Source organism: Streptomyces sp. BR123, assembly GCF_013401435.1.
Classification (GTDB): domain Bacteria; phylum Actinomycetota; class Actinomycetes; order Streptomycetales; family Streptomycetaceae; genus Streptomyces.
Genome location: NZ_JACBGN010000112.1, coordinates 1 through 21,016 on the forward strand (window position 1 = coordinate 1; position 21,016 = coordinate 21,016).

Below are 21,016 nucleotides of genomic sequence, written 5' to 3' on the forward strand. Positions count from 1 at the left end.
CCGCGGGGCCGGTCGGACCCGCGTCGGCCCCCGCCCTGACGGCCCCCACCGCACACGGCGGCCGGCCGGCCGCCGAACTCCGGAGCCAACACCATTGGCATGTCGGCCAGTTGTCCGAATATGCAGTCATTCGCGAGGAGCATGCAAGCCGGGCCTTCGGACGGATTCCGCCCGGCTTCGGCGTGCAACAGGGTGGTGGGGCCACCGACTTCACGGGAAGGGAACCGCTCTTCGTGAACATCACACGCCTCGGGCCGGCGCTCGCCGCCGCAGGTCTCCTCGCCACCTCCGTCCCCCTGCTGTCCGCCACGCAGGCCTCGGCCGCCCCGGCGGCGGAGTTCACCCCGCAGAAGCCTGCATGGGCGCGGTGCAGCGCCGACCTGCCGGCCTCGTACGAGTGCGCCACCCTCAAGGTGCCGCTCGACTACCGGCGGCCCCGGGGACGCACCATCGACGTCGCCATATCCCGGATCAAGAGCGAGAACCCGGCCAAGCGGCACGGTGCGCTGCTCTTCAACCCGGGCGGTCCGGGCGGCACCGGGCTCGACATGCCGCTGATGGCAAGGGACTTGATACCGAAGGAGGTCCGCGACCAGTACGACCTGATCGGCTTCGACCCGCGCGGCACCGGCGCCAGCAGCCCGATCACCTGCGGGCTGACCGATGCGGAGCAGGACGTCAACCGGCCGTACCGGGAGGAGACCTTCCCCTCGGACGTGGAGTGGGCGCGCCGGGTCGCCGACAAGTGCCGTGAGAAGTCCGGGTCGGTGCTGCCGTTCATCACCACCCGCAACACCGCCCGCGACATGGACGCGATCCGCGTGGCGCTCGGCGAGAAGAAGATCAGCTACGTGGGCTATTCGTACGGGACCTACCTCGGCGCGGTCTACACGCAGATGTTCCCGAAGCGCACCGACCGCTTCGTGCTCGACAGCGGCGTCGACCCGCAGCGGACCTGGCGCGGCATGATGCAGGTGTGGGCGACCGAGGCGGAGCCCGCCTTCAAGCGGTGGGCGCAGTGGACGGCCGAGCGCTCCGCCGAGTACGGGCTCGGCGCCACCCCGGAGGCGGTGTCCAAGACCTTCTGGGACCTGGTCGCCCGGGCCGACCGGGAGCCGATCGAGATCGAGGGACAGAAGTTCTCGGGTGACGACATCCGCGCCGGGCGGGCCATGTTCTTCTACCCGGCGCAGGCGGCACCGGCCGTCAAGGCCCTGAAGGACGCGGCCGAGGGCAGGCCCGCCACGCTCCCCGCGGAGCAGCGCAGGCTGCTGAAGCCGGCGGCGGAGCCCTCCTCCGACACGGGCACGGCCGTGTTCTGGTCCGTGGTGTGCGGGGACGTCGAATGGCCGCGCTACCCCGAGCAGTACGCGAAGGAGGCCGCGGCGGACAAGGCGAGGTACCCGCTGTACGGGGACTTCGCGTCCAACATCAAGCCGTGCGCGTACTGGCAGCGGCCCGTCGAGCCCCCGACGAAGATGAACACCGGGGCGAACGTGCTGACGGTGCAGAACGAGTGGGACTCCCAGACCCCGCTCACCAGCGGCGAGGGCCTGCACCGGGCCCTGAAGGGCTCGCGGATGCTCCTGGTCCGCGGCGGTGAGGGCCACGGCGTGTACCTCACCGATCCCAAGTCCTGTGCGGACGCCGCCGTCAACGCCTACCTCGGCACCGGAAAGCTGCCGGCCGAGGACGTGACCTGCGAGGCCGCTCCGGGCGGCAACGAGCGCCGGGCGGACCTCGTGCCGTCGTCGCCGCAGCGCTTCCCGGGCGCCTCACCCAACCGGTTCTGATCCGGGACGACCGGACGACCGGACGACCGCCGCCGCCCGGGGCACCGCACGGCGCCCCGGGCGGCGGACCGGTCCGGCTACCGGCGCTGACGCGCCCGGACCGACGCCCCGGCCACGGCCGGCCGGGCCGCGGTCCGGCCGCCGCCCCGCAGCGGGGTCAGCAGCCCCGCGACGACGATGAGCAGGCAGAACGCCCCGGCGGCCACGCTGACGGCGGGTACCCCGCGCCGGGCGGCCAGGACGGTCAGCACGGCCGCGCCCACCGGGCCCGAGGCGTTGTGGACGGTCCAGAAGGCCGAGGTGACCCGGCCGAGCAGCCGGTCCGGGGTGACCTCCTGGCGCAGGGTCATCGAGACGATCCCGCCGAGGGTCGTCCCGAACACGAACACGGCCGCCAGGACGGCGACCGCCGCCACGCTCCGGCTGACGCCGACCCCCGCGACGGCACCGCGATCAGGGCCACCGAGCCGAGCCAGCAGGCGCCGAAGCCGCAGACCCGGCGCAGTGTCCCGGCGGCCAGGGCCGCGCCGACCACGCCGATCCCGCTGACGGCGATCACACAGCCGAGGGTGGCCGCGTCCTGGCCGAGGTCGTGCCGGATCCGGTAGATCAGCAGGTCGGTGGCGCCCATGGTGACGAAGGTCAACAGGGTGAGGAGCACGGTCAGCGGGCGCAGCAGCGGGTGCGCCCACAGGAAGCGGAAGCCGACGACGAACATCTCCCGCAACCAACCGCCCCCGGAACCCGGGCCCGACTCCGGCTTCGGCTCCGAGCCGGCGCCCCCGTACCGGCTGAAGGAGACCCAGCGCAGGCTGAGGGCGGAGACCAGGAAGGTCGCCCCGTCCACGCCGAGGGCCCGGTCGGCGCCCACCGAGGCCGTGATGAACCCGGCCGCCACCGGCCCGGCCAGGGTCCCGACGGCGAAGGTGCCCATGAGCCGTGCGTTGGCGGTGGCCAGGTCCCGCGGGGGCACCAGGTGCGGCACGGAGCTCACGTACGCCACGTCGAACAGCGTCTTCAGGGCGGTGACCAGGGGCGTCAGCAGGTACAGCACCCAGATGCGCGGCCCGGCCAGCCAGACGGCCGGGACCGCGCCCAGCAGCACGGCCCGCGCGAGATCGCACGCGATCATCAGGCGGCGGCGGTCCGTCCGGTCCACGACGTATCCGGCGAACATGCCCGTCGCGATGCCGGTGACCCCGGAGATCACCGTGACGACGCCCATCTGGACCAGGGACCCGGTCGCGTCGAGGACGAGCAGCGGCAGCGCGAGCAGGGAGATCGAACCGCCGAGGACGGACAGGGCCTGGCCGAGCCAGAAGACGTTGAAGTCCCGGTTCCGCCGCAGGGGTAAGGAGTCCGGCACCCTGCTCAGCCCAGCAGGGCGTACACGGTCGAGGCGGTCGCGGCCGGCTCCTGCGCCCCGTCCGGGGTCATGGCGATGTCGGCGAAGGCCATCCGCTTGCCGAGCTTGGTGACCCGTACCTCGATCAGCACGTCGGTGCCGGTCACGGGCCGCTGGAAGCTCGTCGACTGCTGGACGGTGGTCATCGGCCCGTACGCGCCGCGGGCGGCGCTGATCGCGATGACGGTGGCGGTGTCGGCGGCCGCCATCAGGGCCTGCCCGGACAGGCCGCCGCCGTCCCGGGCCAGGGCGCCGGACCAGGGCAGCCGGAGCACGGCGTGCCGCTCGCCGGTCTCCTCGACGGTCAGGCCCAGGTCGAGGACCCAGGGGGCGAAGTTGTCCTTGAGGACCTTGTCTGCGTCTGCCGGTGTCAGGGTCACCCGGAGATTGTGGCGGCCCGGCGGGGCCGCCACAACACCCTTCACCCCTCTGTGATGTGCCGGCGCGCGGGTCAGAGCGCGGCGGCCAGCTCGGTGCCCTGGCGGATCGCCCGCTTGGCGTCCAGTTCGGCGGCGACGTCGGCGCCGCCGATCAGGTGCGCCTCGACGCCGGCCGCGCGCAGCGCCTCGTACAGATCGCGGCGCGGCTCCTGGCCGGTGCACAGGACGACCGTGTCGGCCGGGACGAGCCGCTGCTCGCCGTCGACGGTGATGTGCAGCCCCTCGTCGTCGATCCGGTCGTACGCGGCGCCCGCGACGGAGACGACGCCGCGGTGCTTGAGCTCGGCGCGGTGGATCCAGCCGGTGGTGGTGCCGAGGCCCGCGCCGACCTTGGTGGTCTTGCGCTGCAGGAGGTGGACCTGCCGGGGGGAGGCCGGCCTCTCGGGGGCCGTGAGGCCGCCCGGGCCCTCGTACGCGGTGTCGACGCCCCAGTGGCGGAAGTAGACGGCGGGGTCCTGGGAGGCGCCCTCGCCGCTGTCGGTGAGGTATTCGGCGACGTCGAAGCCGATGCCGCCGGCGCCGACGACGGCGACGCGCTCGCCGACGGGGGCGCCGTCGCGCAGCACGTCGAGGTAGCTGACGACGCTGGCGTGCTCGACGCCCTCGATGGCGGGGGTGCGCGGGGTGACGCCGGTGGCGACGACGACCTCGTCGTAGCCCCGGAGGGTGCCGGTGTCCGCGACGGTGTCCAGCCGGACCTCGACGCCCACCTCGGCGAGCCGGTTGCCGAAGTAGCGGATGGTCTCCTCGAACTCCTCCTTGCCCGGGATGCGGCGGGCGATGTCGAGCTGTCCTCCGATGTGGCCGGAGGCCTCGAAGAGGGTGACCCTGTGGCCGCGTTCGGCGGCGGTGACGGCGCAGGCGAGGCCGGCGGGGCCGGCGCCGACGACGGCGACGCTCTTGGCGAGGCGCGTGGGCGACAGCACGAGCTCGGTCTCGTGGCAGGCGCGCGGGTTGACCAGGCAGCTGGTGATCTTGCCGCTGAAGGTGTGGTCGAGGCAGGCCTGGTTGCAGCCGATGCAGGTGTTGATGGACTCGGGGCGGCCGGCGGCGGCCTTGGCGACGAAGTCGGCGTCGGCGAGGAAGGGGCGGGCCAGGGAGACCAGGTCGGCGCGGCCCTCGGCGAGGATCTCCTCGGCCTTCTCGGGGGTGTTGATGCGGTTGCTGGTGACGAGGGGGAGGGAGACCGCGCCCATCAGCCGCTGGGTGACCCAGGTGTACGCGCCGCGAGGGACGGAGGTGGCGATGGTGGGGATGCGGGCCTCGTGCCAGCCGATGCCGGTGTTGATGATGGTGGCGCCGGCCGCCTCGATCTCCTTGGCGAGGTGGACGACCTCGTCGAGGGTGGAGCCGCCGGGGACCAGGTCGAGCATGGACAGGCGGTAGACGATGATGAAGTCGGGGCCGACGGCCTCGCGGGTGCGCCGGACGATCTCCAGGGGGAAGCGGACGCGGTTCTCGTACGAGCCTCCCCAGCGGTCCTCGCGGCGGTTGGTGGCGGCGGCGATGAACTCGTTGACGAGGTAGCCCTCGGAGCCCATGATCTCGACGCCGTCGTAGCCGGCGAGCTTCGCGAGGCGGGCGGCGCGGACGAAGTCCTCGACGGTCTGCTCGACCTCGGCGTCGCTGAGCTCGTTCGGGACGAAGGGGCTGATGGGGGCCTGGAGGGCGCTGGGGGCGACGAGGTCCCTGTGGTACGCGTAGCGGCCGAAGTGGAGGATCTGCATCGCGATCTTCCCGCCCTCGGCGTGCACGGCCTCGGTGATCAGGCGGTGCTCGGCGGCCTCCTCCTCGGTGGTGAGGCGGGAGCCCCCCTCGAAGGGGCGGCCGGCGTCGTTGGGGGCGATCCCGCCGGTGACGATCAGGCCGGCGCCGCCGCGGGCGCGCTCGGCGTAGAAGGCGGCCAGGCGCTCGAAGCCGCGCTCGTGCTCCTCCAGGCCGGTGTGCATGGAGCCCATGATCACGCGGTTCGGCAGGGTGGTGAAGCCGAGGTCCAGCGGGCTCAGCAGGTGCGGGTACCGGCTCTGGGAACTCATGGGGGCGCCTCCTCGCGCGGATGGGATGCCCCTGTTGTAGCGAGCCGGGCCCGGTTATGCAACAAGGTGCATAACCGGGGAGCCGGGTACCCCGCCCCTCTGCCCCGCAACGACGGGCCGGTACGCGCCGGCCCTGTGGCACAGTTCACGCCTCCCGCGCCGGGGCGAGTCCCGGCTCAGGCGGTGCCGCGGGGCGGTTCCTGCCGGCTGAAGCCCGCCTCCAGGGCGTGGAGGGTGACGGTGGCCCCGCCGAGCATCTCGGCCTTCTGCCGCAGCGCCCGTACGGCCTCCGGGCCCGGCCGGCCGAACACGTCGATCGATCGCAGGCGGATGAGCGGACCGAACTCACGGAACTTCGGTCCGCCGATCTCCATGTGGAACTCCATCGACTCCGTATCGGGATGGACGGCCACCACGCTCATCGTGGACCCGGACTCGTCGATGTAGCAGCCGTAGGCCAGCAGCCGCGGCTCGTGCGCCTCGACGAACGCGGCCAGCTCGCGCATCAGGTCCCTGACCTCCGCGAGCCTGCCCTCCCGGATGTCCGAGCGGTCGACGTAGTGGATCGGTTCCGCCATGGCGCCCGAACCTACCGCCGGACGCCCCGACGGTCCGCCCCGCCGCGCGGAGCCCCTCCCCCCGCTCCCCCTTGTGCCGGACCGGCCGCGGGCTGCGCGGCCCGGTCCCGGCGCAGGGGGCGGCGGTCAGGCCCGGTGGAGGCGGACCGTCACGATCTGAAAGGGGCGCAGCGTCAGCGGGACCGAGGTGCCCCCGGTGACGGGACCGACCGCCGTGCCCGGCAGGGGCCGCTCCAGCAGGTCGCTCTCCACCGCCGCCGTGAGCGGGAAGTCCGCCGTCAGGGTGGCGGTCGCCCGGCCGCCCAGGGATTCGTACAGCCGGACGACCACGTCGCCGCTGCGGTCCTCGGCCAGCTTGACGGCCTCGACCACCACGGCGTCGCCCGCCACCGACACCAGCGGGGCGACGGGCCCCGCGCCGGGCACCGCCCGTTCTGGCAGGTTCAGCGCGTGCCCCTCGCGGACCGCGTCGGCGGTCCGCGCGCCCGGTGCCAGCGCGTACCGCAGGGTGTGCGCGCCCTGGTCGGTCTCCGGGTCGGGGTAGCGGGGTGCGCGCAGCAGGGAGAGGCGGATCGTCGTGGTCTGGCCGCCGTCGGGCCGCACGTCACGCGTGACGTCGTGCCCGTACGTGGAGTCGTTGAGGACGGCCGCGCCCCAGCCGGGCTCCTCCGCGTGGATCCACCGGTGGGCGCAGATCTCGAACTTGGCCGCCTCCCAGGAGGTGTTGGTGTGGGTGGCGCGGTGGACGTGCCCGAACTGGATCTCGGAGGCGGTCCGTTCGGCCTTGACGTCGAGGGGGAAGGCGGCCTTCAGCAGCTTCTCCGTCTCGTGCCAGTCGACCTCGGTGACGATGTCCACCGTCGCGGCGTCCGCCCGCAGGGTGATCCACTGGGTGGCCTTCGACCGGCCGAAGGACCGGGTGACCCGGACCGCGGCCGCATCCGGACCGGCCTGCTCGGCCTCCAGCGCGTCCGCCCCGACGAGATCGGTGACGTTGTTCCGGTAGAACGCGTCGATGTCCCACGCGTCCCACATGTTCGGGAAGTCCGGATGGATCTGGAGCAGGTTGGCGGCCTGCCCCGGTGCCACCGACTCGCGGCCGGCCCGCAGGTCGTACGCCGAGACGATCAGCCCGCGGCCGTCGACCTCCACCCGCAGCCGCCCGTTGTCCAGGACCCATCCGCCGCCGGGCCGCTCCGCGAGGTCCACCGGGCGCGAGGGCGCCTGCGGGACGCCGGCGCCGCCCGCCGGGACGCCGCGCCGGGCGTGCGGGGCGCAGTTGAAGACCAGCTCGGCGGTGCCCTCCCCGGCGAGCGCGACCTGCGCCGCGAGGGTGATCGCGCGCAGTTCGTCCGCCACCCGGGCGTAGGTCGCACGGGCCTCGCGGTGCACCCAGGCGATGGACGAGCCCGGCAGGATGTCGTGGAACTGGTGCAGCAGTACGGTCTTCCAGATCCGCTCCAGGTCCTCGTACGGGTACGCGTACCCGGGCACCCGCACCGCCGCCGTCGCCGCCCACAGCTCGGCCTCGCGCAGCAGGGACTCGCTGCGCCGGTTGCCCTGCTTGGTCTTGGCCTGCGAGGTGTAGGTGCCGCGGTGCAGCTCCAGGTAGAGCTCGCCGACCCACACGGGCGCGTCCGGGTATTCGGCGCGGGCCTTGTCGAAGAACGCGTCGGGCGCCTCGACCTCGACCCGCGGGGAGCCTTCGAGGTCCCGCTGCCGCCGGGCCCGGGCGAGGTGCTCGCGGGTGGGGCCGCCACCGCCGTCGCCCCAGCCGAAGGGGGCGAGCGAGCGCGAACCCCGGCCCTTCTCGCGGTAGTTGCGGGCGGCGTGGGCCAGCTGCGCGCCACCGAGGTCGCAGTTGTAGGTGTCGACGGGCGGGAAGTGGGTGAAGACGCGCGTGCCGTCGATGCCCTCCCACCGGAAGGTGTGGTGGGGGAAGGCGTTCACCTGCGACCAGGAGATCTTCTGGGTCAGGAACCACCGGGAGCCGGAGAGCCGGACGATCTGCGGCATCGCCGCCGTGTAGCCGAAGGAGTCGGGCAGCCAGACGCCGCGGGTCTCGATGCCGAACTCGTCCAGGAAGAACTTCTTGCCGTACAGGAACTGGCGGACCATGGCCTCGCCGCCGACCATGTTGGTGTCCGACTCCACCCACATGCCGCCGACCGGCACGAACTGGCCCGCCGCGACCTTCTTCTTGATCCGCTCGAACAGCTCGGGCCGGTGGGCCTTGATCCAGTCCAGCTGCTGGGCCTGCGACATGGCGAAGACGAACTCCGGGTGCTCGTCCATCAGGCCGAGCACGTTGGACGCGGTCCGCGCCACCTTGCGGACGGTCTCGCGCAGCGGCCACAGCCAGGCAGAGTCGATGTGGGCGTGGCCGACGGCGCTGATCCGGTGTGCGGAGGCGTGGGCGGGGGCGGCGAGGACCGGGGCGAGTCGGGCGCGGGCGGCAGCCGCCGTGCCGGGCACGTCGGCCGGGTCCACCGCGTCGAGGGCCTCCCCCAGGGCGTGCAGGATCCCGTACCGGCGGGCGTCGGCGCCGTCGAGCTGCACCATCAGGTCGTGGAGGACTTCCAGGTCCTGGACGAGTTCCCAGACCTCGGTCTCGAAGACGGCGAGGTCCATCCGGGCGAGCCGGTAGAGGGGCTGGTCGCCGCTGGTCTGCCGGTCGCCCTCGTACGTGGGGCTGTGCTCGACGAGGACGGGGTTCGAGGCGGCCTCGACGTACCACTCGATCCGCTCGCCGCCCTCCGCCGCGTCGGCGACGCGCACCCAGTCGTTGTACGGGTTGAGCGCCTTGACCTCGCCGCCGTCGGCCCGGTGGACCAGGCCCTCGCACTGGAAGCCGGGCATCATCCGGTCGAAGCCCAGGTCGAGGACGGCCTCGACGGTGCGGCCCGCCCAGTCGGCCGGGACGGTGCCGGTGACCCGGAACCATGTGGTGCCCCAGGCCGGACCCCACTGCGCGCCGACCGCGCAGGGCTCGTACGGGGCGGCCAGGCCCTCGGCGACGGACACGGGCTCGCCCGGGGCCTCCCACCGCTCGACGGTCAGCGGGACCGGGCGGGAGTGGACGGCCGGTTTGATGCGCTCCTTGAGGACGCGGCGCAGGCGGTGTTCGGTGATGCTGCGGTCGTCGTGCATGACGGCGGCTCCAGGGGTGGAGGGGGCGGTCGTGGAGCGGACGGACGGAGGTGGGCCGGGAGGGAGGCCGGGCGCGGCGTACGCCTCAGGTCTTGACGGCTCCCTCGCCCACCCCCTTGAAGAAGTAACGCTGGAGGACGAAGAAGAGGAGCATCATCGGCAGCAGTGCCGCCATGGCGCCGGCGGCGATGATCCGCTGGTCGTTGGTGGTGGTGGCGCCGGCCAGGGTCTTCAGGCCGAGCTGGAGGGTGTAGTGCTCGCTGTCGGTGAGGACGAGCAGCGGCCAGAGGAAGTCGTCCCAGGCGCCCATGAAGCTGGTGATGCAGACGACGGCCAGGGAGCCCTTCGCGGCGGGCAGGAAGACCCGGGTGAAGCGGGTCCACTCCCCCGCCCCGTCGAGGACGGCGGCCTCCTCGATCTCCCGGGGGACGGCGAGGAACGCCGAGCGCATGATCATGATGTTGAGGACGGAGACCGCTCCCGGGAGCCAGACGCCGACGAGGCTGTCGACCAGCCCCATGCCGCGGACCGTGAGGTACATCGAGATCATCACGGACTCGAAGGGGAACATCAGGGTGGCCGCGAGCACCGTGAACACGGTCCTGCGGCCCTTCCAGCCGGCTCGGGACAGGGCGTAGCCGCCCATGGCGGAGAACAGCAGGTTCGAGGTGACGGCGAGGGCGGCGACGGTGAGGGTGTTGCCGGTGTACTGGAGCAGGGGGAAGGACTCGGCGACCCGGGCGTAGTTGTCGAGGGTGGGCTGCGCGGGCAGCACGCCGTCGTACACGTTCTCGGTGCGGCCGCGGATCGAGGTGAGGAACTGCCAGGCGATCGGCCCGATCAACACCGCGAGCACCAGCAGCAGCACGGCGTACCGGGCGGCCCGTCCGGCCAGACGACGGCTCCGGTGGGCCCGGCTCCGGTGGGCCCGGATCCCGTGGGCCCGGATCCCGTGGGCCCGGCGGGCCCGTCCGCCCGGGGGCGGCGGGGAGGCGGTCGGGCTCACGGCTCGTCCCCCTTCGCCAGCCGGCGGCCCAGCAGGCTGAAGCCGAGGGTGAGCAGGAACAGCAGGAGGGAGACGGCGGAGGCGTAGCCGGTCTCGCCGGCGAAGCCGAGGCCGACCTGCCGGATGAGGAAGGGCAGGGTGCGGGCCCCGCCGCCGGGGCCGCCGCTCTCGCCGCCGAGGATGTAGATCTCGGTGAAGACGCGCAGCGCGGAGATCGCGGAGAGGGTGCCGACGAGCAGCATCATCGGCTTGACCTGCGGGATGGTGATGCTGATGAAACGGCGGACGGGGCCGGCGCCGTCGAGGGCGGCCGCCTCGTGGAGGGAGGCGGGCACGTTCCCGAGGGCTGCGAGGTAGAAGACCATGTAGTAGCCGAGGCCCTTCCAGACGGTCACGATCATCGCGGAGACGAGCAGCATGGCGCTGTCGGTCAGGAACGGGACGGGCTCGGCGACGATCCGCAGCCGCAGGAAGAGCGTGTTGACGAGCCCGTCACTGCGCAGCACCCACTGCCACATCAGGCCGACGACCACGGCCGAGGCGATCACCGGCGTGTAGAAGGCGGAGCGGAAGAACCCGATGCCCGGGATCCTCGCCTGCACCAGGACGGCGAGGGCCAGCGGCAGCAGGACCAGGCACGGGACGACGACCAGCAGGTAGAGCACGCTGTTGCCGGCGGCGGTCCAGAAGTCCGGGTCGGCCAGGGCGCGCCGGTAGTTGGCGAGGCCGGTGAAGGTTCCGCCGCGCAGGATCCGGGCGTCGGTGAGGGACAGGACGACGGTGTTGGCGAACGGCCAGAGGCTGAACAGGGCCACCGTCACCAGGCCGGGGGCGAGGAAGAGGTACGGGGTCCACCACCGGCGGTGGGCCGGCCCCGGCTCCGCCTCCACGGCCCGCAGGGCCGCCCTGCGTGCGCGGGTCACTTCCGGGCCGCGTCGGCGAGCAGCTTGTTGGCCTCCTCCTGTGCCTTGCGCACGGCCGTCGGCGCGTCCTGCTCTCCCTTGACGGCCTTCTGCACCTCGCGGACGACCGCGTCGCCGACCTGGTTGGTCCACTGGACCGGGGTGTTGGCGTCGAGTGCGGCGGACTTCAGCTGTTCGGCGCCGACCGCGCGGGCGACGGTGTCGGCGTCCTTGCCGTCGCCCCGGTCGGAGAAGCGGGGGTCGGCGAGGCCTTGGGCGTTGGAGGGGTAGATGGTCGCGTTCCTGGAGAACTCGACCTGGTTGGGGCCGTTGGTGACCCATTTGGCGAACTCGACGGCCGCGTCGAGGTGCCGGGTGTCCTTCCTGATGCCGAGGGATTGCGCGTAGATGCCGATGTGGCCGAGCCTGCCGGTGACGGCCCCGGCGACCCGGGTCTGTGCGTAGACCTGCGGGGCGTTCTGCTTGATGTCCTTGACGAAGCCCGGGGAGCCCGGGCCGAAGACGAGTTTGCCGCTGCCGTAGAGCTGGTTGATGTCGTCGGCCTTGAGGAGGGATTCCTTGGGCATGGCGCCCTTGGCGTAGAGGGACTTCATCCGCTCGACCCAGGCGACGGCGGCGGGGGTGTCGAAGACGAAGCGGTCCCGCCGGTCGTTGAGGAGGGGGACGCCCATCTTCTGCCAGTCCCCGGGGAGCCTGCCCTTGGGGTCGGCCATGAAGGCGGAGTACCGGCCGCCGGAGCGGTCGGCGATCTGCTCGGCGTAGTCGAAGAACTGCTCGACGCTGGTCGGCGGCGCGGCGGGGTCCAGGCCGGCCCGGCGGAAGAGCTCCTCGTTGTAGGTGAGGATCTCCGGGGTGACGTACCAGGGGTACGCGAACACGCCGTCGCCCTTGCCGGGGAGCTTGAACTGCTGCCAGGCGCCGGGGACGTACTCCTTGGCGGAGTCGCCGTCGAGTGCGGCGACGTCGGCGAGGAGGCCTCGGTCGCCGAGGAGCTGGAAGGAGTCGGTGGAGAGGTTGACGACGTCGGGCAGGGTGCCGGCCTGGGCGTCGGCGACGAGTTTCTCGTTGTAGCCGTCGCCGGGGACGTCCTCCCAGCGGACCTTCGCCCCGGGGTGCTCTTCCTCGAAGGCGTCGATGAGGCCCTGGACGTACGCGGTGTACTTGGGCTTGAGCTGGAGCGTGCGGAAGGTGATCCCGCCGGCCACCTCGCCGGTCCTGCGCGCTTCCTCCGCGTCCGCGGGGCCGCCGCCCAGGCCGCACGCGGACGCGGAGAGGAGGGTGCCGGCCACGAGCGTGGCGAGCACGGTGCGGGGCAGGTGCAAACGGTTCATCGTCGGCCGCCTCGGGGGTAGTTCCGGCCTCGCTGCCGGATCGCGGTGCCCACGCTGGGCCCGGCGGCGGGGTGCGTCAATGCGGCCCCGGTCACGCATGGCCGGTATTCCGCTGATGCGCTTTACCTCGCGCGCGGCAAAACCGCTTCGGCGGCTCCTGTGCGGTGCTCCGGGCAAGGGCCTCCGCGCGGTGCAAGTCGTCCAAAAAGCTGTTCCGGGCAGCCGGTCCCACGGGACACACTCGTCCCATGACCGGTCGTGGCCACGATGAGCCCCCGCAGCCCGAAGTCCCCCCGAGCGCACCGGGTTTCGGCCCGGCGCCGGAGCCCTACGCGTCCGTGCCCGCGACGCCCGTCCCGGCCGGGGGCCGGCGGCTTCGGGGCGAGTCCGCCGTGGTCGCCGGGGCGCTGGCCGCGGTGGTGCTGGCCGTCGCCGGCTTCGCGTACGTCGCATGGGGCCGCGATGGCGGCGGCGGGGCCGGGCCGGCCGCCGCCGGGAGCGGGACGCCGGCCTCGCCTCCGATGTCCGCGTCCGCGTCCGTGGACAAGGGCGACGGGAAGGGCACCGGCAACGGGCCGGACACCGTCGACCCCAACGCGGGGATCAAACCGGGCGAGGTGCCGGTCTGGCTGCGGGAGAACCGGAACGAGGTGGCGGGCGCGGGGGCGCGGCAGTTCGGCCCGTGGCGTGTGGGCGATGTCGTGGTCAGGGCGATGGACAAGGAGGTCACCGCCTACGCGGTGGCCGACGGCCAGGAGAAGTGGAAGGTGGCGCTTCAGACTCCGCTGTGCGCGGCCCCGCAGGCCCCGGCCGCGGGCGGGAAGCTGGTCCTCGGCGTCCGGGAGAGCGACAGCGCCACGGCCAAGTGCACCGCCCTCCAGCAGGTCGACCTCACGGCAGGAAAGGCGGGCTGGAAGGTGCCGGTGCCGCAGGAGAACCGGTTCGACACCACCAACGAGTTCCAGCTGGCCGTCTCCGGCGACACGGTGGCCGTGGCCCGGTCGGCCGTCATGAGCGCCTTCTCGGCCGCGGACGGACGCAAGCTCTTCGGAACGTCGAAGCCGAACGGCTGCTATCCGGTGGCCTTCGGGGGCGGGGCCAGGCTGATCGCGGTACGCACCTGCCCCGATCCGGAGGATCCGTCCGGGCCCGGCCTGGCGATGGTCGAGGAGATGGATCCGGCCACGGGCGCGGCCCGGTGGAGCCACCGGTACGGGAAGGGCTGGAACGTCGGCCGGATCCTGTCCTCGGATCCGCTGGTCGTCGCCGCCTACGACGGCGGGAGGAAGGCCTGGAGCCTCACCGCCTTCACGGCGGACGGGAAGGTCCGCTCGCACGGCGAGCCGCCGTTCGGGGTCGACCAGCGGTGCAACGGCTGGGGCGACGGCAGCGGCCGCCTGCACGAGTGCAATGCCGCCGTGGCCGACGCCGACACCCTGTACATCGCCCGCGGCAAGGTGGACAAGAGCCTCGCCACCGAGCTCACCGACGAGGTCGTCGCCGTGGACCTCGGCACCGGCAAGGAGAAGTGGCACACCAAGGCCCCCCGGAACCGCAGGATCTGGCCGCTGGCGATCGAGGACGGCAAGGTCCTCGCCTACGTCGCGCCCGGCGAGGGCGAGGCCGGCGCCGTGGCCGCGCTCGCACCGGCCGACGGCGCCCTGACGGTGGTCCTGCAGAGCCCGGCGGGCGCCGCCGGCGCCCAAGGCGTGTTCCACTCCCACAACGTGCAGGCCGCCTGGGCCGGCGGGCGGCTGTTCCTGCTCAACGGGACGGTGAAGAGCCCGGAGAAGGGGAACGTGACCCACGCGCTGCTCTCCTTCGGTAGGACCCGGGGCCGCCCCGGGACTCCTACTTCATGCGGTAGGAGGCCTTCTCGGCGAGCTTGCCGTCCTTGAAGCAGAAGCGGTACACGGTCTCCTCGCCGGCCGCGGTGTCGCCGCCCGCGATGTACCAGGAGCAGACGCTGTCGGCGGGCTGGACCGGGCCGCCCTCCTTCAGGGCCTCCTTGAGGAACGATTCACCCGAGGGGAGCTTCGCGCGGACGGCGTCCTCGGGGTCGCCCGCCTTCACGGAGGCGTACACCTCGGGTTCGAGCACGGTCTTGCCGGCGGCGTCGACTATCTTCCCGATGCCGAACACCAGCGCCACGGCCACCGCGATGCCGACGACCAGCGCCACTCCGCAGCCGATCAGACAACCCTTGCGCTGTGCCATACCCGTTCCTCCGTGCGTGTTCGATCTGTCGTGTTCCCTTGTGACACGCAGACCTTCGCAGGCGTGCACGGGTGTGCGCTGTCCCCGAAAGTCGTCGGTCGGCGCAACGATGGTCGTCCGTGGGGAGGGTGACGCCCCGTGCGCTACGCCTGCGCGGGGCCGGCCGTCAGGTCCGCCGGGTCGGTGTTCGCCCCGCACAGCACCACGGCGACGCGCTTGCCCAGCGGCTCCGGCGCGGTGCGCAGGGCGGCCAGTGCCGTTGCCGCGCCCGCCTCGACCACGATCCGGTGCTCCTCCCACAGGGCCCGCCGGGCCGCGCCGATCTCCGTGTCCGGGACCAGGACCGAGCGGACGTCGCCCTGCCGCGCGGCGGCGAACGCGTCCGCCGAGACGCGGGTGGCACCCAGCGAGTCGGCGGCCACCGAGTCCACGGGGACGTCGACGGGCCGGCCCGCCTCCAGCGCCGCGTTCAGGGCCCGGCAGTTCTCCGGTTCGGCGGCGACCACGCGGATGCCGTGCGCGCGGGCGGCGGTGGCGACGCCGGCGAACAGCCCGCCGCCGCCGACGGCGACCACCACGGTGTCCACCTCGGGCAGCCCGGCCCGGACGTCGTCGAGCAGGGTGCCCGCGCCCGCGGCGACGAGGGGGTGGTCGTAGGCGTGGCTGCCGAGGGCCCCGGAGGCTGCCGCGAACTCCCGGGCGGCAGCCTGCGCCTCGGCGAACCGGTCGCCGACGAGCCGCACCTCGGCCCCGTACCGGCGCAGCCGTTCCACCTTGATGCGGGGCGCGTTGACCGGTACGAACACGGTGGCGGGCACGGAGTGGGCGCGGGCCGCCCAGGCGCAGGCCAGGCCGGCGTTGCCGCCGGAGGCGATGGCGACGCCGGCCTCGGGCAGGGCGCCGGCCTGGCGGTGGGCGGCGAGGAAGTTGTGTGCGCCGCGGGCCTTGAAAGAACCGGTGTGCTGGAGGTACTCCAGCGCGTACCAGACCCCCTCGGCGGCGGGTACCACCGGTGCGGGGCGGACGGCCCCGGCGATCCGGCCTGCGGCGGCGCGCACGGCGGCGTGGTCGAGCTGCTGTTCCATGGTCGCTCCTCGGGGACGTGAGGGGGGAGTCAGGCGTCGGGGCGGGCGGCCCGGATCAGCTGGCGCAGGGCGCCGTGGTACACGTCGTCGCCGGTCAGCGCGGGCAGTACGTCGTTCAGCCCGGCCGTCAGGACGGGGAACTCCCCCGGGTCCAGTGCCGCCAGGGCCGCCCGCGAGGCGGCGGTGGCACCGGCCGGGTCGCGGTGGTCGACGAAGGCGGCGCAGCCCAGCGTGAGCAGGTACATGCGGCGGTAGGCGGTCATCGCCTCGGCGGGGGTCATCCCGGCGGCCACGCTGTCGGCGAGCGCGGGCTCGACGAGCCGGGCCAGGAGCCGACGGCCCAGCCACGGCCGTGCGCCGCGCAGCACCAGCAGTCCGGGGTGGGCGGTGAGCAGGCGGTAGAGGGCGGCGAAGCGGCGCTCGGTGGCCTCGGCCCAGTCGGTCCCGGCGGGGATCTCGGGCAGTTGTCCCGCGAGGTGCTCGGTGCACAGGTCGAGCAGGCCGGCGAGGTCGGTGCAGCGGCGCTGGACGGTGGCGTGGGAGACGTCGAGCCGGTCGGCGAGGGCGCGGAAGCTGAGCGCGCCGTGCCCTTCCTCGTCGATGATCCGCAGGGCGGCGACGGCGATCGCCTCGGGTGTGGCCCGGTCCAGGGCAGCTGATCTCCTCGGCATGAGATACATCGTATCAGCCACTGTCACATACGCCGTGTCTCCCCGGCGCCTCCCCGATCGTGTGACGGCACCTGCACCCATATTGCTGGTCATCACCGCACAACGATCGACATGTGTTGACAGCGGGTAGTCGCACGGCTGCACTGAGCGCACCACAGCGCCGTCAAGCCTCCGCCCCCCACCGCAAGGAGTCTCCGTGCCGCCTCGCCTGCGTGCGTCGCTCCCCTGCCTGACCGCGGCCGCCCTGCTCTCCCTGTGCCTCGCCCCCGCCCCGGCGGCCGCCGAGCCGACCGCGACCTCGGACACCCCGCTCGCCCTCACCCCGCCCATGGGCTGGAACAACTGGGCGCACTACATGTGCGACATCGACGAGGCGAAGGTGGTCGCCAACGCCGACGCGCTGGTCGCCGGCGGACTCGCGGCCAAGGGCTACGACACGGTGACCGTCGACGACTGCTGGATGACCAAGAGCCGCGACGCGCAGGGCGCGCTCGTCGTGGACGCGCAGAAGTTCCCGCACGGCATGGCCTGGCTGGGCGAGTACCTGCACGCCAAGGGCCTGAAGTTCGGCATCTACCAGGACGCCGGCTCGCTGACCTGCGAGAAGTACCCGGGCAGCGGCTCCCCCGAGGGCGGCGGCCCGGACCACTACGCGCAGGACGCGCGGCAGTTCGCGTCCTGGAAGGTCGACTACGTCAAGATGGACGGCTGCAACCTGTGGGTGCCGCCGGGCAAGACCAAGGAGCAGGCGTACCGCGACGCGTACGCCGCCGTGGCCAAGGCGCTGCGGGCGAGCGGCCGCAGCATGGTGCTCTCCGCCTCCGCGCCCGCCTACTTCCAGCAGGGCGAATGGGGCGGCTCCGACTGGCACCGGGTGCTCGGCTGGGTCGGCTCGACCGGCCAGCTGTGGCGCGAGGGCAAGGACATCAAGGTCTACAGCCCGGCCGCGCCGACGACCTCCCGCTGGAGCTCCGTCCTCGGCAACTACGGCTACAACCGCTGGCTCGGCCGGTACGCGGGCCCCGGCAACTGGAACGACCCCGACTTCCTGATCGCGGGCGCCCCGGGCCTCACCGACGCGGAGAGCCGCAGCCAGGTCGGCCTGTGGGCCATGATGGCCGCCCCCTTCATCCTGTCCTCCGACGTCTCCGCGCTCACGCCGGGCGGCATCGCCGCCCTCGGCAACACCGACCTGATCGCCCTGGACCAGGATCCGATGGGCCGCCAGGGCGCGGTCGTCTCCGCCAACGCCACCTTCGAGGTGCTGGCCCGGCCGCTGGCGAACGGCGACCGCGCCGTCGCCGTCCTCAACCGGTCCGGCAGCGCCCGCGACATCTCGGTCCCGCTCGCCGACATCGGCCTGTACGACTGCACGGTCGACGCCAAGGACCTGTGGACCGGGCGGCGCACCCGGGTCTCCGACTCCCTCACCGGGCGGCTCGCCGCGCACGACACGGCGGTGTGGCGGCTCACCCCGCGCCCCGGCTGCGGCCGGGCCGTGCCCACCGGGCAGATCACCGGTGTCGGCGTGAAGTGCATGGACGGCGCCAACACCACCGGAGTCGGCGCGGTCGTCCTCTCGGCGTGCACCGCCGCCTCCGACCAGCGGTGGGTCCTCGGCGGTGGCGGGGACAGCCTGCGGCTGGACGGCAAGTGCCTGACGGCGAGCGGGGGCGACGTGGTGGACCTGGCCCGCTGCGTGCCGTGGAAGGCCCGGCAGAGCTGGACCCACCTGCGCAACGGGACCCTGGTCGAGAAGGTGAGCGGGCTCTGCCTGACGGCGCCCCCCGCACCCGCGACCGCCGACACCCCGGCCGAGCGGCTGCGGCTCGCCGAGTGCGGCGACCACCGCGTGGACCAGGCCTGGTCCCTGCCGGTCTGACGGGCATCCTGATGACGAACCTCCGCACCGCCGCCCTCGCGGCCCTGCTGGCCCTGCTGTGCGCGGGCTCCCCCGCACTCGCCGGCGTACGGTCCCACCCGCCGACGCCGGCACCGGGCGTGCCCGGCGGGGCCGGCGTGCCCGGCGGGGCCGAACGGCCCGGCCCCGCCGCCTTCGACGCCGGCCCGGCACGGGCCGCACTGAAGCGGCTCCTGCCGCGCCATGCCGACCAGTTCACGCTCGTACCGGATGCGGCCGCCGGGGCCGCCGGGGCGGACACCTTCACCGTGTCGGGGCGGGCGGGTGCGATCACGGTCCGCGGATCGACCGGCGCCACCCTGCTGACCGGTGTCGGCTGGTACCTCCAGCACGTCGCCGGCGTCGACATCGGCTGGCCCGGCGACAGCATCGGGATACTGCCCGCCCGCCTGCCCGCAGTGCCCTCCCCGGTCACCCGCAGCGCGCTGGTCCCGCACCGGTACGCCCTCAACGACACCGACGACGGCTACTCGGGCCCGTACCGCACCTTCGCGCAGCACCAGCGGCAGATCGACCTGATGGCCCTGCACGGCATCAACGAGGTGTTCGTTCAGGCCGGCGCCGAGTACCCGTACTACCGGGCGCTCCAGGGCTTCGGCTACTCCGCCGCGGAGCTGCGGGCGTGGATCCCCGCGCCCGGGCACCAGAGCTGGTGGCTGCTGCAGAACCTGAGCGGGTTCGGCGGCCCGGTCTCCGAGCGGCTGATGCGCGAGCGCGCCGCAGTCGGCGCCCGGATCGCGGAGCAGCTGCGCGGGCTCGGCATGACCCCGGTGCTGCCCGGCTACTTCGGCACCGTGCCGCCCGGCTTCGCCGACCGCAACCCGGGCGCGGTGACGGTCCCCCAGGGCGACTGGGCGGGCTTCGCACGGCCCGACTGGCTGGACCCCTCGTCGGCCGCGTTCCCGAAGGTGGCGGCCGCGTACTACGCGGAGCAGCGGGCCGTTTTCGGGGACAGCACGATGTACCGGATGAGCCCGCTCCACGAGGGCGGGACGGTGGGCACGGTCGACGTGCGGGCGGCGGCCGGAGCCGTCCAGTCCGCCCTGCACGCCGCGCACCCGGGGGCGCTGTGGGCGGTGCTGGGCTGGCAGGACAGCCCGCGCAAGGAACTGCTGGCCGGGGTGGACACCTCGAAGGTGCTGATCCTCGACGGGCTGTCCGACCGGTACAACCGGCTGGACCGGGAGACCCGCTGGGGCGGGGTGCCGTACGCGCTGGGCACGATCTACAACTTCGGCGGGCACACCACCGTCGGGGCCAACACCTCCGTGTGGCTCGACCGTTTCGGCGCCTGGCGGACCAAGGCCAACAGCGCGCTCGCCGGCACCGCCTACCTGCCGGAGGCCACCGGGACCAATCCGGCCGCCTTCGACCTGTTCACCGACCTGGCGTGGGAGCCGGGCCCGATCGACCAGAAGGCGTGGTTCGCGGACTTCGCTGCGCGCCGGTACGGACGGCCTGACCCGGAAGCGGCAGCCGCCTGGGAGGAGCTGCGCAAGGGCCCGTACAGCACCTCGTCCGGGCTGTGGTCGGAGTCGCAGGACAGCCTGTTCACGGCCCGGCCGAGCCTGACCGCGGCGGGGGCCGCGTACTGGAGCCCCCGGTCGATGCGCTACCCGGCCGATTCCGTACGCCGGGCCCTGGACCACCTCCTCAAGGTGGACCCGCGGCTGCGCGGCTCCAGCGCCTACCGCTTCGACCTGGTGGACACCGCGCGGCAGGCGCTCGCCAACCACTCGCGGGTGCTGCTGCCGAGGATCAGGGCCGCCTACGAGGCGAAGGACCCGGCCCGGTTCCGGACGCTGACCGCCGCCTGGCAGGAGGCGGAGGGGCAGCTGGACGCCCTGACCGGCTCCGACTCGAACTTCCGGCTCGGCGACTGGCTGGCCGCGGCCCGCGCCGCGGGCGCCGACCGGGCGGAGCAGGACCGGTACGAGTACGACGCCCGCTCGATCCTGAGCGTATGGGGCGCGCGGAGCACCAGCGAGGGCGGCTTCCTCCACGACTACGCGAACCGGGAGTGGCACGGCCTGGTCCGCGAGCTGTACGCGCCGCGCTGGGCGGCGTACTTCGAGGCGCTGGACGAGGCGCTGGTCAAGGGGACCGCGCCGGCGGAGATCGACTGGCACGCCTTCGAGGAGGCCTGGGCCCGCCGGACCACCCGGAACCCGGACGCCGCAGCCGGCCCGAGCACGGACCCGCACCGACTGGCCACGGCCGTCGCAGTGCTCCTGAAGGCGGCGGGTTAGGCGGGGTGGGCCGCGCGGGCCGGCAGCCGGCCCTGCCCACGCGGTGACGGCCCGACGCGGGCAGGAGTGCACCGAGGACGTCCGGACCGGACACGAGCGGCCAGGCCGGCCCGGGCAGGACGTCGCTTCCGCGACGGACGCCCCCGCGCAGGGGGCGCAGACCGCCGGGAGCCCGGACGCCCCCGCCGCCCCGCCCTCTCCGGAAGCGCCC

The 21,016-nt window shown here is 73.5% G+C and carries 16 protein-coding genes; 4 read left to right on the forward strand and 12 right to left on the reverse strand.

Translation table 11 applies throughout. The features are described 5' to 3' along the window. Nucleotides 1–233: 233 nt before the first annotated feature. Nucleotides 234–1,793 carry an alpha/beta hydrolase gene (locus HYE82_RS18625; protein ID WP_179175226.1) on the forward strand — a complete coding sequence of 520 codons (1,560 nt, stop codon included), beginning with the start codon at nucleotides 234–236 and terminating at the stop codon, nucleotides 1,791–1,793. Nucleotides 1,794–1,870: 77 nt separating this feature from the next. Here HYE82_RS18625 and HYE82_RS38185 read toward each other — a convergent pair whose 3' ends face one another. The 9 genes from HYE82_RS38185 to HYE82_RS18665 form a co-directional block, all read right to left on the reverse strand. After that, complete coding sequence (locus HYE82_RS38185) at nucleotides 1,871–2,143, reverse strand: hypothetical protein (protein WP_256987396.1); 273 nt, start codon at nucleotides 2,141–2,143, stop codon at nucleotides 1,871–1,873. Then, entirely contained in the window at nucleotides 2,140–3,159 is a 1,020-nt protein-coding gene (locus HYE82_RS18630) for an MFS transporter (protein WP_309144369.1), read from the reverse strand. Before HYE82_RS18630 ends, HYE82_RS38185 begins: the two co-directional genes overlap by 4 nt. Before the next feature lie 5 nt (nucleotides 3,160–3,164). Continuing rightward, nucleotides 3,165–3,578 carry a PaaI family thioesterase gene (locus HYE82_RS18635; RefSeq protein WP_179175227.1) on the reverse strand — a complete coding sequence of 138 codons (414 nt, stop codon included), beginning with the start codon at nucleotides 3,576–3,578 and terminating at the stop codon, nucleotides 3,165–3,167. A gap of 71 nt (nucleotides 3,579–3,649) precedes the next feature. After that, nucleotides 3,650–5,674, reverse strand: coding sequence for an NADPH-dependent 2,4-dienoyl-CoA reductase (locus HYE82_RS18640; protein ID WP_179175228.1), 2,025 nt, complete (start codon nucleotides 5,672–5,674; stop codon nucleotides 3,650–3,652). Nucleotides 5,675–5,850: 176 nt separating this feature from the next. Next, nucleotides 5,851–6,252, reverse strand: a complete 402-nt coding sequence (locus tag HYE82_RS18645) for a hypothetical protein (protein ID WP_179175229.1) — start codon at nucleotides 6,250–6,252, stop codon at nucleotides 5,851–5,853. Between the two features lie 126 nt (nucleotides 6,253–6,378). Next, nucleotides 6,379–9,402, reverse strand: coding sequence for a glycoside hydrolase family 38 C-terminal domain-containing protein (locus HYE82_RS18650; RefSeq protein WP_179175230.1), 3,024 nt, complete (start codon nucleotides 9,400–9,402; stop codon nucleotides 6,379–6,381). 85 nt (nucleotides 9,403–9,487) lie between these two features. Beyond that, nucleotides 9,488–10,408 carry a carbohydrate ABC transporter permease gene (locus HYE82_RS18655; RefSeq protein ID WP_309144370.1) on the reverse strand — a complete coding sequence of 307 codons (921 nt, stop codon included), beginning with the start codon at nucleotides 10,406–10,408 and terminating at the stop codon, nucleotides 9,488–9,490. Continuing rightward, on the reverse strand, nucleotides 10,405–11,331 hold the full coding sequence (locus HYE82_RS18660; RefSeq protein WP_179175231.1) for a carbohydrate ABC transporter permease: 927 nt from the start codon (nucleotides 11,329–11,331) through the stop codon (nucleotides 10,405–10,407). The genes HYE82_RS18655 and HYE82_RS18660 overlap by 4 nt, the downstream gene beginning before the upstream one ends. Further along, nucleotides 11,328–12,662: a sugar ABC transporter substrate-binding protein gene (locus HYE82_RS18665; RefSeq protein WP_179175232.1), complete on the reverse strand. Its 1,335-nt coding sequence runs from the start codon at nucleotides 12,660–12,662 to the stop codon at nucleotides 11,328–11,330. The genes HYE82_RS18660 and HYE82_RS18665 overlap by 4 nt, the downstream gene beginning before the upstream one ends. Before the next feature lie 248 nt (nucleotides 12,663–12,910). Here HYE82_RS18665 and HYE82_RS18670 point away from each other — a divergent pair, with 248 nt between their 5' ends. Continuing rightward, nucleotides 12,911–14,560, forward strand: a complete 1,650-nt coding sequence (locus HYE82_RS18670; RefSeq protein ID WP_179175233.1) for a PQQ-binding-like beta-propeller repeat protein — start codon at nucleotides 12,911–12,913, stop codon at nucleotides 14,558–14,560. On the opposite strand, the gene HYE82_RS18675 is transcribed toward HYE82_RS18670, so the two are convergent. The 3 genes from HYE82_RS18675 to HYE82_RS18685 all read right to left on the reverse strand — a co-directional run bounded on the left by HYE82_RS18675 (nucleotide 14,514) and on the right by HYE82_RS18685 (nucleotide 16,635). Then, on the reverse strand, nucleotides 14,514–14,879 hold the full coding sequence (locus HYE82_RS18675; RefSeq protein WP_179175234.1) for a hypothetical protein: 366 nt from the start codon (nucleotides 14,877–14,879) through the stop codon (nucleotides 14,514–14,516). The two genes, HYE82_RS18670 and HYE82_RS18675, sit on opposite strands and share 47 nt — an antisense overlap. Nucleotides 14,880–15,022: 143 nt before the next feature. Continuing rightward, the gene (locus HYE82_RS18680; protein ID WP_179175235.1) at nucleotides 15,023–15,964 is read right to left on the reverse strand and encodes a serine/threonine dehydratase; all 942 of its coding nucleotides are present in this window, start codon (nucleotides 15,962–15,964) and stop codon (nucleotides 15,023–15,025) included. Between the two features lie 29 nt (nucleotides 15,965–15,993). Further along, nucleotides 15,994–16,635 (reverse strand): TetR/AcrR family transcriptional regulator, encoded by a 642-nt coding sequence (locus HYE82_RS18685; protein WP_179175236.1) that lies wholly within the window; start codon nucleotides 16,633–16,635, stop codon nucleotides 15,994–15,996. Nucleotides 16,636–16,831: 196 nt separating this feature from the next. Here HYE82_RS18685 and HYE82_RS18690 point away from each other — a divergent pair, with 196 nt between their 5' ends. Continuing rightward, complete coding sequence (locus HYE82_RS18690) at nucleotides 16,832–18,517, forward strand: ricin-type beta-trefoil lectin domain protein (RefSeq protein WP_309144371.1); 1,686 nt, start codon at nucleotides 16,832–16,834, stop codon at nucleotides 18,515–18,517. Nucleotides 18,518–18,528: 11 nt separating this feature from the next. Continuing rightward, nucleotides 18,529–20,805, forward strand: a complete 2,277-nt coding sequence (locus tag HYE82_RS18695; protein ID WP_179175237.1) for an alpha-N-acetylglucosaminidase — start codon at nucleotides 18,529–18,531, stop codon at nucleotides 20,803–20,805. Nucleotides 20,806–21,016 lie beyond the last annotated feature (211 nt).